Origin of the sequence: Robiginitalea biformata HTCC2501, assembly GCF_000024125.1 — a bacterium.
Taxonomy (GTDB): Bacteria; Bacteroidota; Bacteroidia; order Flavobacteriales; family Flavobacteriaceae; genus Robiginitalea; species Robiginitalea biformata.
Genome location: NC_013222.1, coordinates 184,195 through 203,135, shown reverse-complemented (window position 1 = coordinate 203,135; position 18,941 = coordinate 184,195). Strand labels below are relative to the sequence as shown.

The following is an 18,941-nucleotide window of genomic DNA, read 5'->3' as shown; positions in this document are numbered from 1 at the left end:
TGGTATTTTTGTTGAAACCCTAACCATGAACATCCCGAAGACCGAATATCCCCGCATCGTCCTGGTCGGTGGCGGGTTTGCAGGCATCGCCCTGGCCAAACGGATGAAAGGGCTGCCGGTGCAGCTCGTGGTGATCGACCGGCAGAACTACCACAATTTTCAACCGCTGCTGTACCAGGTATCCACCGGGGGTCTGGAGCCTGACAGCATCGCCTATCCGATACGCAAAATCCTCAAGCGCCTGGACAATATGTACTTTCGCTGGGCCGAAGCCGAGTCGGTGGACCCGGCACGGGGCGTACTTCGGACAGACAAAGGAGAGATTACCTACGATTACCTGATCCTGGCAACCGGTACCCGGACGAACTATTTCGGAAACGACCAGATGCGGGACTTTGCCCTGCCCATGAAGACGATCCCCCAGGCACTGAATATCCGCAGCCTGGCCCTTCAGAACCTGGAAGAGGCCGAATACACCGAGGATCAGGCTGAGCGCCGCGCCCTGATGAATTTTTGCATTATCGGCGCAGGGCCGACCGGGGTGGAACTCGCCGGGGCTTTTGCCGAACTTAAACGGCATGTATTCCCCCGGGATTACAAACACCTGGCCGTGGATGAAATGGAGATCAACCTGTTTGAGGGGGCGGACCGGGTGCTTCCCCCCATGAGCGAAACCGCTTCCCGAAAATCCCGGGAATTCCTGGAGTCCCTGGGGGTGCGCATCCATCTGGACACCTTTGTGGACACCTACGACGGCCGGCTCCTGACCACCAAGGACAGGCGGGAATTCCGCACGGCCAATTGCATCTGGACGGCGGGGGTGACCGGGGCGCTCCTCCCCGGTTTCCCGGAGGGCTCCACCGATTCCCGTACGGGCCGCCTGCTGGTGGACGAGCTGAACCGCGTCCGCGGATACGGCTCCGTTTTTGCCATCGGGGATATCGCCCTGATGCGTACGGACGACTACCCGGAAGGCCACCCGCAGATGGCCCAGCCTGCCCTGCAGCAGGGGGCGCACCTGGCGGACAACCTGGAAAGGCTCCTTAAAGGCCGGGAAATGCAGCCCTTCAATTACAAGGACAAAGGCAGCATGGCTACCATCGGCAGGAACAAGGCGGTGGTAGACCTGCCGGGTTACCAGTTCGGGGGCTTTGCCGCCTGGTTTATCTGGATGTTCATCCACCTGATGTCCCTGGTGGGGTTCCGCAACAAGGTGGTGGTCTTCTTCAACTGGGTATACAACTACATCAACTACGACAAGGCAGCCCGCCTGATTGTCCGGCCCTTCACGAAAAAAAAGAGAAAGGAAACTCAATACGCCGGAAAATAAAAATGCTTTGCTATCTTTGTCTTGTTGTGTTGTGTTCCCGAGAGGGAATGCAGGTCGGCGGCAATTTTTTGCCGCTTTCCAATGAAAGGCTTTCCGATGAGGGAGGCTTTTTTTGTTGGTATCCCCCGCCCGCCGCCCGCCCCGGGTTGCCGGACCCCTTCCCGGTTAAGTCCTCCCTGCCGGGTTGAAGGCCCCATCGCCGGGCCTCGGTTTTGCCCCCATCAAACAGAAAGGGCGGTTTTTGAATGGCCCCGAATTGTCGTATTTTTAAGGGTGAAACAAATGCGAGCACACCATGCCCTTATACCATAAACTGGGGAAGATTCCCCACAAACGCCACACGACCTTCCGGAAGGACGACGGCAGCCTGCATTACGAGCAGCTGTTCGGCACCATCGGCTTCGACGGGATGTCCTCCCTGTTGTACCACCTGCACCGCCCCACCCAGGTAAAATCCATCGATAAAACGCTGGATGTCGCCCCGCGGGCCGCCGTGTCGAAACACATCCAGTCGCGCCTGCTCAAAGGCCTGGAGCTGCCCCCTAAGGACGATTACCTGGACAGCCGCACGGTGGTCCTCTTTAACCGGGATGTCCACATCGGGCTGGCGGCCCCCAGGAACTCCCAAACCGGGTATTTTTACAAGAATGCCGATGCGGATGAGCTGTTGTTCGTCCACCAGGGTTCCGGGGTGCTGAAAACATTTCTCGGGGAAATCCCCTTTGAATACGGCGATTACCTGCTGATCCCCCGTGGGATGATCTACCAGATCCACTTTGACGGCCCGGATAACCGGCTGTTCACCGTGGAATCCTACCACCCGATCTACACGCCTAAACGCTATCGGAACTGGTTCGGGCAACACCTGGAGCACTCGCCGTACTGCGAACGGGATTTCAAACTGCCGCAGAACCTGCAAACCCACGACGAAAAGGGGGAGTTCCTGATCAAAATCAAAAAGGAAGGGCAACTGCACCACCTGGTGTACGCCACCCATCCCTTCGACGTGGTTGGCTGGGACGGTTACAACTTCCCGTACGGGTTTTCAATCCACGATTTTGAACCGATCACGGGCCGGGTCCACCAACCCCCGCCCGTCCACCAGACCTTTGAGACGGGCGCTTTTGTGGTTTGCTCCTTTGTCCCCAGGTTGTACGACTACCACCCGGAATCCATCCCGGCCCCGTACAACCACTCCAACATCGATTCCGATGAGGTCCTGTACTATGTGGACGGGGATTTTATGAGCCGGAAAGGGATCGACCGGGGGTACATTTCCCTGCACCCGGCCGGAATTCCCCATGGCCCGCATCCGGGCACCTACGAAGCGAGTATCGGTAAAAAGGGTACGGAAGAACTGGCCGTGATGGTCGACACCTTCAAGCCGCTCCAACTCACCCAGGCGGCCCTGGACCTGGACGACGGCAAATACTATCAATCCTGGCTCGAGTAGCCGTCTGCCTAAAATAGTCCCGGAAAGTGCAGGATCCGGTGGACCAGGCTGCCGGCCAGCGCAACCGTCTGGCCGTCCTGGTCGTGTGCCGGGTTGAGTTCGGCGATATCCAGGCCGATGAGTTTCCCGCTGTTGAGCACCACATCCAGCAGGGGCGCGATTTCCATAGGCGCGTACCCCATGGGGGAGGCCGCGCTCACCCCCGGCGCATAGGCGGATGAGAACCCGTCCAGGTCGATGGTCAGGTATACCGCATCCAGCGGTTTGAGGAATTTCCGCAGTGTCCTGCAATGCCCGGACAGCTGGTCCGGGGTCAGGCTTTCCCGTTCAATTGTGCACACGGAAAATTCTCTGGCACGGTCCCAGAGTACCTGGGGGTTGGCATCCCGCCGCACACCGATGCAGGCGTAGTGAAAATCCAGGCCCTCCTGCTGGCAGGTTCGGGCCACCTGGAAGAACGGGCTTCCCGAATGCGGCGCATCCCCGGGGGAGCGCAGGTCAAAGTGCGCATCGAAGTTTACAATGCCCAGGTGCTTTCCGGGGCCCAGGTGGTTCCGGATTCCCTTGTAGTGGGCAAAGGCGATATCGTGGCCCCCGCCAATTCCCATGGGCAGGTATCCCACTTCCAATAGTTTTGAAACTCCCTCGGCATAGGCGGCCTGGGCGCCTTCGAGGTTGTCGTCTTCCAGGCGGATGTCCCCGGCGTCGGCCAAATGCCCGGGCGCCCCTACCTGCCAGGGGTATTTTCCCAGGCCTTTCCGCAAGGCCCGCGGTCCCTCGGCAGCCCCGGGGCGCCCGAGGTTGCGACGGACCCCTTCATCGCAGGCGTAGCCAAACAGGGCCGGGATGCGTTCTTCCGTACGGGCCAGGGAGCCCCGGAGGTCCAGGGCGCGCACATTTTCGTGCAGGTAGGCCCGGCTCGTCGATTCGCGTCCGGTGTAAAGGGCAGGCTCACACAGGTGGTACAGTGCATTCATCCAAAGGGAATTTTCAGAAAAGGTCGTTTAAAATTGCCTCATCCACAAGTTGCGGCAGACGTACCGAAAGGCCCGGGCTCCGCCCGATTTCCCGATTGAGGGCCTGCATGGCCTCCGGGTTGCGGGCCCAGCTGCGGCGCGCAATGCCGTTGTTCACGTCAAAAAACAACATATTGGCCAATCGCTTCTCCGCCGCGGGCGTACCGTCCAGGACCAGGCCGAAGCCCCCGTTGACCACTTCGCCCCAGCCCACGCCGCCCCCGTTGTGGATGGATACCCAGGTGGCCCCGCGGAAGGAATCCCCGATGACGTTGTGGATGGCCATATCGGCGGTAAACCGGCTGCCGTCGTAGATATTGCTGGTTTCCCGGAACGGACTGTCGGTTCCGCTCACATCGTGGTGGTCGCGGCCCAGGACCACAGGGGCCTGCAGGCGTCCGTCGGCAATCGCTTCGTTAAATGCCCGGGCTATGGCTATCCGGCCTTCGGCATCTGCATAGAGGATCCGCGCCTGGGATCCGACCACGAGCGCATTTTCCTCCGCCCGGGAGATCCAGCGAATGTTATCCCGCAGTTGGCCGCGGATCGATTCCGGGGCGTCCTGCAACTGGGCTTCCATGACCTCCCGGGCTATCTGGTCGGTAATTCTCAGGTCTTCCGGGTTGCCCGAGGTACAGACCCAGCGGAAGGGGCCGAAACCGAAATCGAAACACAAGGGCCCCAGGATATCCTGCACGTAGGAGGGGTAGCGGAACTCCTTTCCGTCCGCCCCCTGGATGTCTGCCCCGGCCCGGTAGGCTTCCAGGAGGAAGGCATTTCCGTAATCGAAGAAATAAGTGCCCTTTTGGGTGTGTCGGTTGATGGCTGTCACATGCCGCCTCAGGGATTCGCGAACTTTTTCCCGGAATTTTTCGGGCTCTTCGGCCATCATCCGGTTGGCTGCCTCAAAGGACATCCCGGCCGGGTAATACCCCCCGGCCCAGGGATTGTGCAGGGAGGTCTGGTCGCTGCCCAGGGTTACCGGGATATCTTCGTCCGCAAAGCGCTCCCACACGTCCACCACATTCCCCAGGTAGGCCAGGGACACTACCTCCCGGCCTGCAATGGCCTGTCGGGTACGCGCCGCAAGGGCATCCAGGTCTTCGAGGAGCTCGTCCACCCATCCCTGTTGATGCCGCTTTCGCGCCGCTGCCGGGTTGACCTCCGCGCATACGGTGACGCACCCGGCGATATTCCCCGCCTTGGGCTGTGCCCCGCTCATCCCCCCGAGGCCGGCAGTCAAAAACACGCGCCCTGCAAAATCCGTTGCTTCGGGCAAGACCCGCCGAAAGGCATTCAGGACGGTGATTGTCGTTCCGTGGACGATCCCCTGCGGCCCGATGTACATATAGGAGCCGGCCGTCATCTGGCCGTATTGGGTCACCCCCAGGGCATTGAAGCGCTCCCAGTCGTCCGGACGGGAATAATTCGGGATCATCATCCCATTGGTGACCACCACGCGCGGGGCGTCGGGAGAGGATGGGAACAGGCCCATCGGGTGGCCGGAGTACATGTGCAGTGTCTGGGCCTCGGTCATTTCCGAGAGGTATTGCATGGTGAGCAGGTATTGCGCCCAGTTCTGGAATACGGCCCCGTTGCCCCCGTAGGTGATCAGCTCGTCCGGGTGCTGGGCCACCTCCGGGTCCAGGTTGTTCTGGATCATCAGCATGATGGCTGCCGCTTCCGGGATTTTAGCGGGATAGGCATCGATGGGCCGGGCCACCATCCGGTATTCCGGTCGGAAGCGGTACATGTAGATGCGGCCGTATTGCCGCAATTCCCCGGCGAATTCCGGGGCGAGTTCCGCGTGCCATTCCGATGGGAAGTAGCGCAGCGCATTCCGCAGGGCGAGCTTCTTTTCCTCCGGGTCCAGGATGTCTTTCCGGACGGGGGCATGGGGAACCTCCGGGTTTCTTTCCCGCGGCGGTGGCAGGGTATCCGGGATACCGGCCCGGATGGCCTTCTGGAAATCCGTCAGCGTATTCGGGGTATTTGTCTTCATGGGAATGCTGTAATTTTTTGTCGTCTTCTAAATTGAATTGGCAAAGGCTCTAATTTTTGCCATTCGAGTCCGGGATGCGCCGGCCGCTTTTCCACACGGCGGAAGGCCTGAGCCGTCCCTGGTGATAGAGGATTTCGTTGTAGTGGTCCGTGTCAAAGAGGACGAAGTCGGCGAGCATCCCCGGGGCAAGCGCCCCGCGGTCGTCCAGGCCCAGGGCTGCGGCCGCCCGGAAGGTAATCCCGGCAAAAATTTCGGCGTGGGAGATCTTCTCGGCGGGCCCGAGCAGTGCCGCCTGGGTAAGCAGGTCGCCCATGGGGGCCGAACCCGGGTTGTAGTCGCTGGCGATGGCCAGCGCGGCTCCTGCATCCAGCAGTGCCCGTGCAGGGGTGTACCCGCAGCCCAGTCCCAGGGTGGCACCGGGGAGGGCCGTGGCCACCACGTCGCTTTTGGCCAGGGCGGCAATCTCGGCCGGGCCGCTGGCCTCCAGGTGGTCGGCACTCCGCGCGCCGCATCGGATGGCAACCTCACTGCCCCCGGTCGTGAACTGGTCCGCGTGAATGGTGATGTCGTAACCGAGGCGACGAGCCGTTTCCAGGTAGGGCAGGATCTGGTCCGGGGAAAACGCGCTTTGTTCCACAAAGGCATCCACCCGCCGGGCGAGTCCTTCTTTCAGCAGTACGGGCAGTAATTCCTCGGCGATCTGCTCCAGGTATTCCCCGGCCGAACCGTCAAAATCCCGGGGCATACTGTGCGCCGCCAGGCAGGTCGGGATGATATCCTGGGAAACGTCTGCAGCGGTTTCGGCAATGACGCGGAGCATCTTGAGTTCTTCTTCTACCGACAGCCCGTAACCGCTTTTGACCTCCAGGGTGGTGATGCCGTCTGCAGCGAAGCGCCGGCACCGATCCCTGAGCAAATTGCGAAGCTGTTCAGGAGTGGCTTTGCGCGTGGCGGTTACCGTATCCCAGATCCCACCCCCGGCTTCGGCGATTTCCAGGTAGGAACGCCCGCTGTTGCGCAAGGCGTAATCCCGGGCACGGCTGCCGGCAAAGCAACTGTGCGTATGGGCATCGACAAGCCCGGGCAGGGCCACCTGGTTCCCGGGAAGCCGGGTGATAGTAGCCCGCATCCGCCGCGCCTCCTGTTCCATCTGGTCAAAAGGCCCGATAGCCCGGACCCGGCTGCCTTCCATCAGGATCCCCGCCCGTTCCAGTACGGTCAGGGAAGTGTCCGGCAAGGCACCCTTGAGGGGAAGCCCGCTCATCGGGAGCAGCTGTGCAAAGGGCCCCACCAGGTGCAGGACGGGTTGCCCCCCTTGCCCATGCCCTTCGGCATCCGGGCCCGCATGGGTTTCCGGGTTTGCTTTCGATTGTGTTTTTCGGTCCATTTTGTTCTGTTCCATCAATAGGTTTCAAATAGTTCGTCGTAATCGGTTTTCAGGCTGAGGGCTTTTTTCCGGGACACCGTATCGAGGAGCCGGATCAGTGCCCCGGACCGGATCAGTTCGAGCCCGGCCTCTATATCCGTGGCAAAAACCCGGTCCGCCTCGGCAAAAGAGACCCGGGTGCGTACCAGGCCGTGGACTTTCTCCAGGAACCAACCGGATTTCAGGGGTTTCCGGTACTCGAAGGCCTGGGCGGCCGTGAGCAGCTCCACAGCCTGGATCTTTTCGACGTTTTCGAGCACCTGCAGGGCTTTCCGGCCGCTGATAGACCCCATGCTCACGTGGTCTTCCTGCCCCATGGAGGTGGGGATGCTGTCTGCACTGGCCGGGAAGCAGAGGCTTTTGTTTTCACTCGCCAGGGCGGCCGAGGTGTATTGCAGCATCATATAGCCCGAGTTCAGCCCGGTATCCTTCATCAGCAACTTGGGCAGGTCCGTTTGGTTGCCCTCCAGGGCGAGGTAGATCCTTCTGTCCGAAATATTCCCGATCTCCGAGGCAGCCAGGCAAGCGTAATCCAGGGCCATCGCCAGGGGCTGCCCGTGGAAATTGCCCCCGCTGATGGAGAGTTCCTCGTCAATGACCACCGGGTTGTCGGTCACCGAGTTCAGTTCGGTTTCAAGGAGTTCTTTCAGGTGGAGCCAGGCGGTCCGGGAGGCGCCGTGTACCTGCGGGATACAACGGAGGGAATAGGGGTCCTGTACGCGTTCGCAGTCAATGTGGTCCTCGAGGATTTCGGAGCCTTTCAGCAGGTTGCGTACCCGGTGGGCGACGTGTCGCGTGCCGGGGTAGGGCCGTAGCTTGTGCAATTCCTCGTGGAAAGGCCTGAGGGAGCCCTGCAACCCCTCGAGCATCATGGCGCCGATAATGTCGGCCTGGGAGAGGCATTGCTGCATTTTTTCCACTACGCTCACCCCGTGGGCGGCGATAAACTGGGTGCCATTGATCAGGGCGAGTCCTTCCTTGGGCCCGAGTTCCAGGGGGTCCATCCCGAATTTCCCCAATACCTCCGCAGTATCCCGCACCTCTCCCTGGTAGGTAACCCGGCCCAGCCCGATAAGCGGCAGGAAGAGGTGGGCCAGGGGCGCCAGGTCGCCGGAAGCGCCTACCGAGCCCTGGGAGGGGACCACCGGGGTTACCTCGTTTTCGATATGCCAGAGGATGCGCTTCAGGGTGGTCTCAGCAACGCCGGAATGCCCCATGGAAAGGGCGTGCAATTTCAGGATCAACATCAGTCGGGCGATCTCGCCCCGGATGGGGTCGCCAACCCCCACGCTGTGGCTTTTCAGAATATTCACCTGCAGGAGGCTCGTCTGGTCTGCCGAGATTCGGGTGGTACACAAGGGGCCGAAACCCGTATTGATGCCGTAAACGGGTTCCCCTTTGGCCACGATCCGGGCCACGGCCTCCCGGTTGGCGCGGACCCGTTCCAGGACAGGTTCGGTGAGTTGGCCCGGTAAGGTGCCCCGGGCAATACCAAGGGCCTTACCAACTGTCAGCCGGTCGGCTCCATAGGCAAAGGATGGTGTCTTTTGGCTCATTGTTGCGATTTTCATTGCGGAAATTAAAAATACACATTAGGTTTGATAATTGTTGATGCGAATTTTATAATAATTGATGCCTATGAGTAATCAAATTGAGTTGCGGCACCTGCGATATTTTATGGCGGTTGCAGACCTGCTGAATTTTCACCGGGCAGCGGAACGCCTGGACATTACACAGCCCGGTCTCAGCCGGCAGATCCAGCAACTCGAATACCACCTGGGGACCCAATTGCTCCTTCGCAACCGGAGGGAAGTCCGGCTTACACCGGCGGGGGCCTACCTGCAGGAGCAGCTGATCCCCCAGCTCAACCGGTTGGAGAATATTTTCGGGCAAGCCCGCCGGATAGGCCAAGGGCAGGCCGGGGAGATCCGCATTGGTTTCCTGGGCTCTGCCATGCAGGAAGTTATCCCCCGCCTGCTCCTGGAACTCGATAGCCGCTATCCGGATATCCGTACGAGCCTGGAGGAACTCTCCAACCAGGCCCAGGTCCGCGCCCTGCTCCAGGAACGGCTCGACCTGGGCTTTGTACGCCTCTCCGACCTGCCGCCCGACCTGGAGGGCTGCCCGGTTATCCGGGAGACCTTTTCGCTGGTGGTGCCCGAAGACCACCCCTTCCGCGGCAAATCCCTGGGATCCATCCGGGAATTTGCCGGGGAATCCTTTATTTTATTTACCCCGGAATACAGCCCGGATTATTACCGGACCGTGCTGAGCATCTGCGAGGATGCCGGCTTCCATCCGCAGGTTTCCCACAAATCTGTCCATGCCCATACGATTTTTAAACTGGTAGCCGCCGGCCTGGGGGTAGCCATCGTCCCCACTTCCCTGCAGCACGGCTTCCAGCTGAAGGTCCGCTTTTTGGAACTGTCCGGCATCCGGCAACGCGCCGTCCTGACAGCGGTCTGGAACCGGGCCCACCACAGCAACGCCCTGCAGCATTGCATCGAACACCTCAGGGGTAGTTCGCCCGAGCCATAGGCCGGCTGCCGGCAGACCCGTGCAAAGTGTTATTTTTGTCGAAAATTCAACAAATGATCGAAGACCTGATCCGCCGACGCCGTTCCATTTTCCCCGACCAGTACAACGACCAGCCCATCGACCGGGCTACCCTGTTCCGCGTGCTGGAAGCTGCTAATTGGGCGCCTACCCACAAACGGACCGAACCCTGGCGTTTTAAAGTAGTCACCGGGGAGAAGCGGGAAGCCCTCGGGGCGTTCCTGCGCGACAAGTACCTGGATTTAGATCCGTCCCCCAAGGAGTTCAAGGCGAAGAAGCTCTACCACAACCCGCAACGCGCGGCAGCGATTATTGCCATTTGCATGCAGCGCGACCCGGAGGAGCGGCTGCCCGAATGGGAAGAAGTGGCCGCCACGGCCATGGCCGTCCAGAACATGTGGCTGGTGTGCACCGAATTGGGGATCGGGTCCTATTGGAGTTCCCCGGGGCTGATCCGCCATATGGGCGAATTCTTTGACCTGGCGGAAGGGGAACGCTGCCTGGGCTTTTTCTATATGGGGTATTACGACGAGGCACCTCCGGAGGGCACGCGCAGCCCGCTGGACGAAAAAATCAGTTGGGAATAAGCGCAATCCGTGCGTAGGAACCCTTGCCGGGCCACCCCGGTTTCGATTGGACCCGCCAGGAGGCAGTCCGGGGTAGGGCTAATCAAACCACGGGAATAATCCACTTCGGTAATCCCACGCTTTGGACAGGAACAGTCCAAAGTAGATGATGCTGACCAGAAACTTGAGGAACGTCCCGGTGAGGAAGCCCACAAACGAGCCAAAAGCAGCTTTCAGGGCGGTCTGGCTATTGGATTTATTGATCAATTCCCCGACTACGGCGCCCAGAAACGGCCAGATGATGATGCCTGCGATTCCCAGAACCGGGAAGATGATCGCCACGAGCAGGCCTACGGTGGTCCCGATCATCCCGGCACGGCTTCCCCCGAAACGTTTGGTACCCATGGCGGGGATCCAGTAATCCAGGCCTACCACCACCACGGCCACGGCCGCGGTGATCCCGAGAAACCACCAGTTGTCCGGTACGGCGGAAGTCAGCGTCAGGAGCAGCAACCCCACCCAACTGATGGGCGGGCCGGGGAGGACCGGCAGGAAACTGCCCAGGACTCCCAAAATCATACATAGCAAGCCAAAAAAGATCAAAACAAGGTCCATAAGGCGATGAATTTAAAGCGGTCCGGCCGCACCGAGGCAGGAGCTCTACGCAAACACATAAGACGTAAGGCAAAGATAGATGTTACGGGGAATTACTAATAAAATCGTAATTTCCCCCCTAGTAAAATTGGGGAATGAACCATCGCGTACTTTGCGGTATACTGCTGGCCGGTTGCCTCAGCGCCTGCAACCTGTTTGAGTCGCGGGAGCAACGGACCCAAAAACTGGTGGACGCGGAGATTCAGACCATCAACTTCAACGAAGTAGACCAGTTTCCGTTGTTTGACGATTGCCAGGAAACCGAGGACAAGACTGTGCAGCGCCGCTGTTTTGAAGAGACTTTGCTGATGCACCTTTCCATGACCCTGCAAAATTTTGAATTCCGGTCACAAGCCTCCCTGAAAGATACGCTGCACATCGATTTTAAGGTGGATGCCCAGGGGGTAATTTCGATCACTTCGGTGGAACAACACCCGGCGATTGTGGAAGCGAACCCGGAATTTGAGCGAATTGTAACCGGAAGCCTGCGGAGCCTGCCGCGACTGCAACCCGCACTCAAGCGAGGGATCCCGGTGGCCACGAGGTTCCGGCTCCCCTTAGTCCTGCAAACCGATGAGTAAACTGACAGCATCCGAAACCATTATCCTGGGTATCGACCCGGGGACCACCATCATGGGCTTTGGCATTATACGCGTGCAGGGCAAACAAATGGAATTCGTCCAGATGAACGAGCTTATCCTGCGCAAGTACGACGACCCGTTCACCAAGCTAAAACTCATCTTCGACCGCACCCTGGAACTTATCGACACCTACCACCCGGACGAAATTGCCATCGAGGCGCCCTTTTACGGCAAGAACGTCCAGTCCATGCTGAAACTCGGCCGGGCCCAGGGGGTGGCCATGGCTGCCGGGCTTTCCCGACAGGTCCCGATTACGGAATACCTGCCCAAAAAGATCAAAATGGCCATCACCGGCAACGGGAATGCCAGCAAGGAGCAGGTGGCCCGGATGCTGCAGTCCCTGCTGGAGCTCAAATCCCTGCCCAAAAACCTGGACAGCACGGACGGCCTGGCAGCGGCTGTCTGCCACTTCTACAACCAGGGCAAGCCCACGGGGGCGAAGTCCTATTCGGGATGGGAGGCCTTTGTCAAACAGAATACCGGCCGGACGTCGGAGTGACACCCGGATTGCCCCCCGTATGGGAATTGGCAAAAGCCGTACCTTTAACCCACCACACACCCAGCTCCCGACCCGCTGCTCATGTCCGGAATCTACCTCCATATCCCATTTTGCAAGCAGGCTTGCCACTATTGCGATTTTCATTTTTCGACCACCCTCAAACACAAACAGGGGTTGCTGGAAGCCATGGAGCTGGAGATGGAGCAGCGACGGGACGAACTCGGCGGGCAGCCGGCAGAGACCCTGTATTTCGGGGGCGGCACTCCGTCTCTGCTCACCGGGGCGGAAATCGGGCAACTGATCCGCCGGGCAGCTGCGTGCTTTGGCCTGGCTGCGGATGCGGAGATTACCCTGGAGGCCAACCCGGACGATTTGCCTCCCGGTCGGTTGGAAGAACTGGCCCTAAGCCCGGTGAACCGTTTGAGCATCGGCATCCAAAGCTTTCACGAAACCGAACTGCGCTGGATGAACCGGGCCCACTCGGCCCGTGAAGCGCTGGAATGCCTGGAGCACGCGGCCGCCCGGTTTGCGAATTACTCCATCGACCTGATCTACGGCATTCCTGGCAGCCGCCCGGATGACTGGAAGCGAACCCTGGAGGTGGCCCTCGGTTTCGACCCCCCGCATATTTCGGCCTATGCGCTTACGGTGGAACCCGACACCGCCCTGGCCCGCTTCATCGATAAAGGGGTGACCCCCGGGGTGGACGACCACCGTGCCCGGGAAGATTTCTCCCACCTGGTGGAAACGTTGCAGCAGGCCGGTTACGACCATTACGAGATCTCGAATTTCGGGAAGCCCGGGTTCCACTCCCGGAATAACACCGCTTACTGGCAGGGGAAATCCTACGTGGGAATCGGGCCTTCCGCCCATTCCTTTGACGGGGGAAACCGCCGCTGGAATGTGGCCTCCAACCTGAAATACCTCCGGGCCGTAACGGAAGGGAAAACCTATTGGGAGGCGGAGCAACTCAGCACCCGGGACCGGTACAACGAAGCGGTAATGACCGGCCTCCGCACCCAATGGGGGGTCTCCGAGAACCGCGTGGGCAGCGAGTTTGGCCCGCGATATGCGGAATATCTCCGCCAACAGGCCGCCCCCTACCTGGAAAAAGGCTTGCTGGCATCCCGGTCGGGCCACCTGGTAGCCACGGAAGCCGGCAAATTTCTCGTGGACGGGATTGCCAGTGATTTATTTATGATTAATTTGAAGTGATTTCACAGTAACATGCAGACCCGACTTGAAAAGAACGGCACCACCTACCTGGCCGATTTAAGTGCCCCGACCGACCTGTCCATCCCCGTAAGCGCCAACGGGATAACCGCCTGGGGCGTTCCCGGGGCCACCCTGGAACCCCATGGCCAACCCGGTTTTACGGGGAGCGTCGCCACAGGCGCCTCCGTGAATTTTTACGATATCACCTTCAACCCCCACGCCCACGGCACGCATACCGAGTGTATGGGGCATATTACCGAGCGGCCGTATTCGGTGAATACGATCCCCCCCGCGCCCTGGATGGAAGCCCGCCTGGTGAGTATTGAACCGGAGCCAGCCGGGAAAGGAGCACACGTTTCCCTGGGGCAATTGCGGGAAGCCCTAGGGACCCCTTCCTGCGAAGCAGTCGTGATCCGGACCTACCCAAACCCGCCCTCCAAACGAGGCCGGAGCTGGTCCGGGTCCAACCCGCCCTATCTGGACCCTAAGGCGGCCGCCTGGCTTGCAGCGGAGGGGGTACTCCACCTGCTCATCGACCTGCCTTCCGTGGACCCGGAGGAGGACGGTGGGGCGCTGGCTGCCCATACCGCTTTTTGGGGGCTGCCCGGGAACCCGCGCCCGGCGGCTACCATTACGGAGCTTATCTTTGTGCCGGACTCCCTGGCGGACGGCCGGTACCTGCTCAACCTGCAGGTGGCAGCCATCGAGAACGACGCGAGCCCCAGCCGGCCCCTGCTGTTTAAACTCAAGGAATTATGAAGCGCGTATTGCAACTGGAAGAAATTTTGCTTTTTGCCGGGGGAATTTTCCTTTTTGCCCAATTGCCCTTTGCCTGGTGGTGGTTTCCGCTGCTGATCCTTACGCCGGATATCGGGATGGTCGGTTACCTCGCCGGGCCGGTTACCGGGGCCTGGACGTACAACCTGTTCCACCACCGGGGCTTTGCCTTTGCCATTTGGGTAGCCGGCATGCTCCTGGCGCTCCCCCTGCTGCAGCTGGCGGGCATCATTCTGTTCAGTCATGTCGCCATGGACCGGATCTTCGGGTACGGCCTGAAGCATACCCGGGGGTTTCAGTACACCCACCTGGGGGAAATCGGAAAAAATGCAAAACGGCATGCTTGAATTATTCCTCGGGCTCCTGTTGGGGGCCATGACAATGTACTGGTTTTACGCCCTGTTTACCAGGAAAAGGCGCAAAGACCAGACCGAGCACCAGTCTACCGTGATCCTGGAAAAGATCCGCTCGGTCTGCAAGCTCATTTCGGTAGAGGGGGATTTTGCTGAGATCTACCGGTACGAGAACCGGCGGGAGCACTTCGGGAACCTTTTCAGCAGCAAGAAAAAGGCGCTGATTGTGGTACACGCGAAAGCACACATCGGATACGACTTCAAGAAACTGGAAATCACTTCCGACCCAAAACGGAAAACGGTTTATTTAAAGCAATTCCCGCAGCCTGAAATCCTTTCCATAGAGCCGGAACTGGAATTTTACGATATCCGCAACGGGATATTCAACGCATTCACGCCCGAGGATATGACGGCCCTCAACCGGGAGGCCAAAGCGCAGATTCGCGAGAAGATTCCCGAGAGCGGACTGATGGATTCCGCCCGGCACGAAGCGATTGAGGCCATCCTTGTAATGGAAAAAATTGTGGAAACCATCGGTTGGAAGCTTAACTTTGAAGCACTGGAGCTCGGGAAGGAGCCCCGGATGCTCCCCCGGGTGTATACTTCCGGGAACGACCAAAAGGATACCTGAATAAAACCATACATAAATGAACATCAGAAAAATTCTCTTTATCACTGGGGCCGCCCTGCTACTCTTGCCGGGCGTGCTGTCCGCCCAAAACGACACCGACATGAAGACTTTTGACCCTGCTTTTGCCCATACCGTCTATTTCTGGCTGCACAACCCGGACAGGCAGGAAGACCGACAGGCATTCGAAGCCTCCCTGAAGAAGTTCCTTTCCCGCTCCGCCTATGCCAAAACGAATTTTATCGGCACGCCGCCCCAGGCCAGCCGGGATGTGGTGGACGGGTCGTTTACCTATTCGCTGATCGTTACCTTTGAATCTGCCGAGGCCCAGGCCGCCTACCAGGCGGAACAGCCGCACCTCGAATTTATTTCCGAGTCCGAGCACCTCTGGAAAAAGGTGATCGTTTACGATTCCACTGGGATCCCGATGAACGATTAGTAGTCCGGGGGATGCACATAGAGGAATTCCGGGAATATTGCCTGGCCAAAAAGGGTGTTACCGAAGGTTTTCCGTTCGGGCAGGACGTACTGGTCTTTAAGGTCATGGGGAAGATGTTTGCCCTGACCGGCCTGGATCGGCACCCGCCCCAGGCCAACCTGAAAGCCGACCCCGAACGCATCCCGGGGCTTCGGGAGGAATACGACGGACGCATCCTGCCCGGGTACCACATGAATAAAGACCACTGGAATACCGTGATGTTGCAGGGGCTTCCCGCAGACCTGCTCAGGGAACTCATCGACCATTCCTACGAGCTCATTGTTGCATCGCTTCCCGCGAAATCCCGGAAGGAATGGGAGGCGCTGCCATGACGACCCCCCGAGAGGCATATGCCGCCCGGCTTAAAGGGCTACGGGAGGAGCGCGAGGCGATTTCCCGGCGGTTGCACCTCACCGCCCTGTTTCGCGTTTTATCGTTTTTGGGTGCGGGCGGCGCCCTTTATTTGGCAGCCGCCTCGCATGGGGCATTTGCCGCAGTATCGCTCGTGTTGCTGGCGCTATTTGGCTGGCTGGTGGGCCGGAATGAAGACCTGAAATACCAAAGGCGAAAACGCGACGAACTCATCCGCCTGAACGAAACCGAAACCCGGGTCCTGGACCTGGATTATGAAGACCTGCCCGAGGGTACGGGGTACCGTGATTCGGGGCACGCCTTCAGCGAGGATCTGGACCTGTTCGGGCCCGGGTCCTTTTTTCAGTATGCCAACCGCTGTGGCCTTTTGCCGGGGGCCGAACGACTGGCCAAATGGCTGACCGACAATGATACCGGGTCGGTCAGGGGAAAGCAGGAAGCCATTCGCGAACTGGCGCCACAGGTTAACTGGAGGCAGGAGTACTACGCAGTGGCTCGGATTTCCGACAAGGGTGCCACCGTCCATTCCGCGCTGGACTGGCTGGAAGGATACGGTCCCTTTACCCGGCCTACCTACCGCTATGCCCCCTACCTTTTTGGCCTGGTATCCCTGGGTCTGCTTGGCGCATTCCTGGCGGGATGGGTGACGCCCTGGGCGGTTGGAGGGGTATTCCTCTCGGGGCTGGTGATCGCGGGGTACTTTGCAAAGCGCGTCGGGAAACTGGCAGCCGATGCCTCTCGGGTACAGGATGTTTTTGAAGGATATGCCCGGCTGGTTGCACACGTGGAAGACCGGGAATTTTCAAGCGAAATGCTTTGCCGGGAACAGGGGAAACTCCGGAAGGACGGCGAGGCCGTATCCGTCCTGCTGAAGCGGTTTTCCCGCCACCTGTCGGCCCTGGACCAGCGAAACAACCTCCTGGTGGCCTTGTTGGGGAACGGATTTTTGCTCTGGGACCTGCTCAAGTCACGGGCCGTGGAAGCCTGGATCACCGCACACGGTAGCCAGGTACGTCATTGGTTTGGCGGCATAGCCGCGCTGGATGCCTGGTGCAGCCTGGGCAATTTTGCCTTCAACCACCCGGATTACACGTATCCGGGGCTGGAAGTTGCCGCGTATGTCGGAGACAGCGGACAGCCGGTCTCCCTCGGCGGTAACGCCGACCGCCCCTTTGTTGTAGCAGCCAGCGGCCTGGCCCATCCGCTATTGCCACCGGGGAACCGCGTGGCGAATGATTTTGAAATCCGGGAAGGCGGGTTCTTCGTGATTACGGGGGCCAATATGGCTGGGAAGAGTACGTTTTTAAGGACGCTTTCCCTTTCCCTGGTGATGGCAAATTGCGGTTTGCCCGTCTGCGCAACTTCTTTCAGCTATACGCCCCTCCCGTTGATTAGCAGTATGCGCACTTCCGATTCCCTGGCGCGGAGCGAATCCTATTTTTTTGCGGAACTCAAACGGCTGCAGTTCTTGATTGCGGCCCTGGAAGAGCGGCCCAGTTTTGTGGTCCTGGATGAAATCCTGAAAGGTACCAACAGCACGGACAAGGCCAAAGGCTCCCGGCTTTTTCTGGGTCGGCTTGTCCGCATGGGCGCCACGGGGGTCATCGCCACCCACGACCTGAGCCTTTGCCAGGTGGCGGACACGGAACCCCGGGTGGAAAACTGGCATTTTGATGCGGAAATCCGGCAGGGCGAACTCCATTTTGATTACCGGTTGAAGCCCGGGGTTTGCCACTCCATGAATGCCTCCTTTCTGCTCAGGAAGATGGGGATTGTGGAGGACCCGGAGGGCAAGCAGCCTTCGTGAATTGGAAATTCGGGAGGCCCGTTTCGGGCCGGGCTTTATAGATGCCTGGACTGCAATTCGTGGAACTTATCGGCCTGCAACCGCAGGAGTTGCTCGGCCTTTTCCTTTTTATAGGCGTACACGGCCTCCTCATCGGCAATTTCCCCGTAGATGCGCTCGTTGAGGAGCCGGTCCGTATCGGCCAGTTTGAAGCGCTGGTCCACTTTTTGTTTTACCCAGGCGGAAACGGTGGTTTCCTCATCCTCGAGCTTCATATCGTACGGCCCTTTCGGAGTCATCAGTTTTACCAGGATGGGAGCCGTCTCAATAGAGAGGAAAAGCAGGAATATAAAAAAGGAAGGAAACCAGGGGAGCTCCCCCAGGGCGTCGATCCGGGCCATCAGCCCGTCAAACCCGTCGATGACGGATTGCGATCCTTCTACCGCCTGGGCGTATCCGCTCTCAAGGGTTGCGATTTCCGATTCGATGGCCGTGATTTTGGCCGTATTCGTCTCCCGGAGGTCCGCCAGTTCGGCCAGGGAGGCATCGTGTTTTTCGCGCTTTTCCGCATAGACAGGCCCTTTGCCCACCAATAGCGTCCCTTCCCGTCCTTCGGCCTCGGCGATGTAGGTGTTGTACAACGCATCCGTGGCGGCTTCCTTGTCTGCAATTTCCTGTTTCAGGCCGGCGATTTCCGCCTGCTTTTCGGCGATGGCCGGGTTGTACTGCTGGGCGATCTGCTCCTGGTTGGCCAGGGTCAGGTCGTTTTTTCGCTCCAGGAGCACCTGGTTGATTTCCTTTTCAAAGATTTTCAATTCCAGGGGCTTGGAAATCACCACGGCGATGATCACCGCCAGGACAATCCGCGGGCTGGCCTGCAGGAGTTCCTTCCCAAAATGGTCCCGTTTCCGCATGGTCGAGACGATATAGCGGTCCAGGTTGAAGATGAGCAGGCCCCAGACCAGCCCAAACGGGATGGCCGCCCAGACGGAATCAAAAACCGTATACAGCGCATAGCCGGCTGCGAGGAATGCCATTAAGGCGGTGAAAAAAATGGTGGCGCCGATCCCGGCGTATTTATTCTGTTCCCCCTGGGAGCAGGTACCGAGTAATTCCCGGTCTGCCCCGGAGCAAATAATGAAGAAGCTGCGTATCATATCAGTGTTCAGGGTTTGGTATGTACACAAGA

19 protein-coding genes are annotated in these 18,941 nt (G+C 59.3%); 13 read left to right on the top strand and 6 right to left on the bottom strand.

The annotated features are described in order from the left end of the window. Positions 1-25 precede the first annotated feature (25 nt). On the top strand, positions 26-1,330 hold the full coding sequence (locus RB2501_RS00825; RefSeq protein ID WP_012813750.1) for an NAD(P)/FAD-dependent oxidoreductase: 1,305 nt from the start codon (positions 26-28) through the stop codon (positions 1,328-1,330). Between the two features lie 295 nt (positions 1,331-1,625). Continuing rightward, entirely contained in the window at positions 1,626-2,783 is a 1,158-nt protein-coding gene (locus RB2501_RS00820; protein ID WP_012813748.1) for a homogentisate 1,2-dioxygenase, read from the top strand. Between the two features lie 8 nt (positions 2,784-2,791). Here the strand turns inward: RB2501_RS00820 and hutG are convergent, their stop codons facing one another. From hutG to hutH, 4 genes are read right to left on the bottom strand one after another with little or no spacing between them, the layout of a single operon-like run. Continuing rightward, entirely contained in the window at positions 2,792-3,760 is a 969-nt protein-coding gene (gene hutG, locus RB2501_RS00815; RefSeq protein ID WP_012813747.1) for a formimidoylglutamase, read from the bottom strand. A gap of 13 nt (positions 3,761-3,773) precedes the next feature. Further along, positions 3,774-5,801, bottom strand: coding sequence for a urocanate hydratase (locus RB2501_RS00810; RefSeq protein ID WP_012813746.1), 2,028 nt, complete (start codon positions 5,799-5,801; stop codon positions 3,774-3,776). 49 nt (positions 5,802-5,850) lie between these two features. Beyond that, positions 5,851-7,188: an imidazolonepropionase gene (gene hutI, locus RB2501_RS00805; protein ID WP_148214259.1), complete on the bottom strand. Its 1,338-nt coding sequence runs from the start codon at positions 7,186-7,188 to the stop codon at positions 5,851-5,853. Positions 7,189-7,202: 14 nt separating this feature from the next. Further along, the gene (gene hutH / locus RB2501_RS00800; RefSeq protein ID WP_012813744.1) at positions 7,203-8,783 is read right to left on the bottom strand and encodes a histidine ammonia-lyase; all 1,581 of its coding nucleotides are present in this window, start codon (positions 8,781-8,783) and stop codon (positions 7,203-7,205) included. Between the two features lie 82 nt (positions 8,784-8,865). Here hutH and RB2501_RS00795 point away from each other — a divergent pair, with 82 nt between their 5' ends. Both RB2501_RS00795 and RB2501_RS00790 read left to right on the top strand, forming a co-directional pair. Then, positions 8,866-9,765 (top strand): LysR substrate-binding domain-containing protein, encoded by a 900-nt coding sequence (locus tag RB2501_RS00795; RefSeq protein WP_041326872.1) that lies wholly within the window; start codon positions 8,866-8,868, stop codon positions 9,763-9,765. Between the two features lie 53 nt (positions 9,766-9,818). Continuing rightward, on the top strand, positions 9,819-10,370 hold the full coding sequence (locus tag RB2501_RS00790; protein ID WP_012813742.1) for a nitroreductase family protein: 552 nt from the start codon (positions 9,819-9,821) through the stop codon (positions 10,368-10,370). 78 nt (positions 10,371-10,448) lie between these two features. Here the strand turns inward: RB2501_RS00790 and RB2501_RS00785 are convergent, their stop codons facing one another. Next, a complete protein-coding gene (locus tag RB2501_RS00785; RefSeq protein WP_041326871.1) occupies positions 10,449-10,964 on the bottom strand; it encodes a DUF456 domain-containing protein in 516 nt (171 codons plus the stop codon). Positions 10,965-11,098: 134 nt separating this feature from the next. Between RB2501_RS00785 and RB2501_RS00780 the strand changes: the two genes are divergently transcribed. From RB2501_RS00780 to RB2501_RS00740, 9 genes are all read left to right on the top strand, one after another. Next, a complete protein-coding gene (locus RB2501_RS00780; protein WP_012813740.1) occupies positions 11,099-11,584 on the top strand; it encodes a hypothetical protein in 486 nt (161 codons plus the stop codon). Continuing rightward, positions 11,577-12,143: a crossover junction endodeoxyribonuclease RuvC gene (ruvC, locus tag RB2501_RS00775; protein WP_012813739.1), complete on the top strand. Its 567-nt coding sequence runs from the start codon at positions 11,577-11,579 to the stop codon at positions 12,141-12,143. The genes RB2501_RS00780 and ruvC overlap by 8 nt, the downstream gene beginning before the upstream one ends. Before the next feature lie 81 nt (positions 12,144-12,224). Beyond that, the gene (gene hemW / locus RB2501_RS00770) at positions 12,225-13,358 is read left to right on the top strand and encodes a radical SAM family heme chaperone HemW (protein ID WP_012813738.1); all 1,134 of its coding nucleotides are present in this window, start codon (positions 12,225-12,227) and stop codon (positions 13,356-13,358) included. 12 nt (positions 13,359-13,370) lie between these two features. Beyond that, positions 13,371-14,117 (top strand): cyclase family protein, encoded by a 747-nt coding sequence (locus RB2501_RS00765; protein WP_012813737.1) that lies wholly within the window; start codon positions 13,371-13,373, stop codon positions 14,115-14,117. Continuing rightward, positions 14,114-14,482, top strand: coding sequence for a DUF4260 domain-containing protein (locus RB2501_RS00760; RefSeq protein WP_012813736.1), 369 nt, complete (start codon positions 14,114-14,116; stop codon positions 14,480-14,482). The genes RB2501_RS00765 and RB2501_RS00760 overlap by 4 nt, the downstream gene beginning before the upstream one ends. Further along, positions 14,475-15,119 carry a DUF4230 domain-containing protein gene (locus tag RB2501_RS00755; RefSeq protein ID WP_012813735.1) on the top strand — a complete coding sequence of 215 codons (645 nt, stop codon included), beginning with the start codon at positions 14,475-14,477 and terminating at the stop codon, positions 15,117-15,119. Before RB2501_RS00760 ends, RB2501_RS00755 begins: the two co-directional genes overlap by 8 nt. A gap of 16 nt (positions 15,120-15,135) precedes the next feature. After that, on the top strand, positions 15,136-15,555 hold the full coding sequence (locus tag RB2501_RS00750; RefSeq protein WP_012813734.1) for a Dabb family protein: 420 nt from the start codon (positions 15,136-15,138) through the stop codon (positions 15,553-15,555). Between the two features lie 11 nt (positions 15,556-15,566). Continuing rightward, positions 15,567-15,926 carry an MmcQ/YjbR family DNA-binding protein gene (locus RB2501_RS00745; RefSeq protein ID WP_012813733.1) on the top strand — a complete coding sequence of 120 codons (360 nt, stop codon included), beginning with the start codon at positions 15,567-15,569 and terminating at the stop codon, positions 15,924-15,926. Then, positions 15,923-17,773: a MutS-related protein gene (locus tag RB2501_RS00740; RefSeq protein WP_012813732.1), complete on the top strand. Its 1,851-nt coding sequence runs from the start codon at positions 15,923-15,925 to the stop codon at positions 17,771-17,773. Before RB2501_RS00745 ends, RB2501_RS00740 begins: the two co-directional genes overlap by 4 nt. A gap of 35 nt (positions 17,774-17,808) precedes the next feature. Here RB2501_RS00740 and RB2501_RS00735 read toward each other — a convergent pair whose 3' ends face one another. Continuing rightward, positions 17,809-18,909 carry a DUF4407 domain-containing protein gene (locus tag RB2501_RS00735; protein WP_012813731.1) on the bottom strand — a complete coding sequence of 367 codons (1,101 nt, stop codon included), beginning with the start codon at positions 18,907-18,909 and terminating at the stop codon, positions 17,809-17,811. Positions 18,910-18,941 lie beyond the last annotated feature (32 nt).